The 1,693-nt window shown below is 69.7% G+C and carries 2 protein-coding genes; both read right to left on the bottom strand.

All coding sequences use genetic code 11. From position 1 onward, the window contains the following. Positions 1–1,079, bottom strand: a 1,079-nt coding sequence (locus G6020_RS15060) for an NDMA-dependent alcohol dehydrogenase (protein WP_182611178.1), incomplete at its 3' end; no start/stop codon positions are given. A gap of 66 nt (positions 1,080–1,145) precedes the next feature. Then, positions 1,146–1,693, bottom strand: a 548-nt coding sequence (locus G6020_RS15055; RefSeq protein ID WP_182611177.1) for an enoyl-CoA hydratase-related protein, incomplete at its 5' end; no start/stop codon positions are given.

Raw genomic sequence — 1,693 nt, 5'->3', positions numbered from 1 at the left:
ATGTCCTGGTACCCCTGGTTGATCTCCTCGAGCCGGTACGTCTTGGTGACGAGCTCGTCCAGTTTGAGGTTCCCGGCGCGGTACTGGTGCAGCAGGTGCGGGATCTGCTTGCGCGGGCCGGTGCCACCGAAGATCGCCCCCTGCAGGGTCTTCTGCTGCATGGCCAGGTCGAGGATGGAGATCTGCGCGTCGACGGCCATCATGTCCCCCAGCCCCACGACCACGCAGCGGCGCCCCTTGCCGGTGAGCATCAGCCCGGGCAGCAGGTCCTTCCCGTCCACCACTCCCATGGTGAGCAGGACCAGGTCCGCCATGCGCCCCCAGCTGAGCTCCCCCACCAGCGCCATGGCGTCGTCCATCGAGGCACACGTGTGTGTCGCCCCGAACTCCATCGCCTTCTCCCGCTTGAACTCCACCGGGTCCACGGCCACGATGACGCGCGCCCCCGCCGCGGCGGCGCCCTGGACGGAGTTGATCCCGATCCCGCCCACGCCGACCACCACCACGACGTCGCCCTCCTTGGCCTGGCCGATCTCGGTGGCCGAGCCCCACCCCGTGCAGACACCGCATCCGAGCAGGGCGGCCTTGTCCAGGGGGATGTCCTTCTCGATCTTGACGACCGAGGACTGGTGGACGGTGACGTGCGGCGCGAAGGTGCCCAGGACGCACATGGTCGCCACGGGTTCGCCGTCGGCGGTGTGCACCCGGTAGCCGTCGTCGCTGATGGCCCGGCCGCTCAGCAGCCCGGCGCCGTTGTCACAGAGGTTCTGCAGCCCCTCGGAACAGGGCGGGCAGGTGCCGCAGGCGGGGATGAACGCCAGGACGACGTGATCCCCCTCCTCGAGCCCGGTGACACCCTCTCCCACCTTGGTCACCACGCCCGCGCCCTCGTGGCCACCCATGATCGGATAGGTCTCGAACTGCAGGTCCCCCGTGAGCAGGTGCTCGTCCGAGTGGCACAGCCCCGAGGCGGCGAGTTTGACCTGCACCTCCCCCGCCTTGGGGTCGTCGATGTCGACGTCGACGATCTCCCAGGCGTCCTGCTTGGGTTCACGGATGATGGCTGCTCTGGTGCGCATGGCATTACCTCTCGGGTTGAACGCGGGCGATGTGGTGACGGTCACACATCAACGACATCGCATACGCTACGCGTCCGGCGTCGCCCAGGAGGGCGGTCGGCGCTCAAGAAATGCGGTCATCCCCTCGGCGACCTCGGCGGTGGTGAACAGGCGGGCGGTCACCCCGGCCAGGTCCTCTCCACGGGCGTCGAGATCGGCCAGCATCGGCGCCGCCAGCAGCGCCTTGTTCTCCGCCAGTCCCTGCGGTGAACAGGGCCGGAACGCGGCGACCAACTCGTTGACGGCCGCGTCGACGTCGTCGACCGCCTCCGAGAGCAGGCCGATCCGACTCGCGTGCGCCGAGTCGAACTTCTCACCGGTCAGCAGGGCGCGTGCGAGGTCCCGTGAGTTGATCCGCGCCGCCAGCGGCACCGAGATCATGGCCGCCGCCAGACCGAGGCGGACCTCGGTGAGCGCAAACGTCGACGTCGGCCCGGCGAGGGCGAGGTCGCAGGCGGCCACCAGTCCCATCCCGCCGGCGCGGACGTGGCCGTCCACGGCGGCGATCACGGGCTTGGGGTGCGAGATGATCGCCCGGAGCAGCCCGAGGAACACCCGGGTCCGCTCGGCGGCCT

The sequence above is a fragment of the Dietzia sp. B19 genome (genome assembly GCF_014145155.1).
Taxonomy (GTDB): Bacteria; Actinomycetota; Actinomycetes; order Mycobacteriales; family Mycobacteriaceae; genus Dietzia; species Dietzia natronolimnaea.
This window is presented reverse-complemented; position numbering and strand designations above follow the sequence as displayed.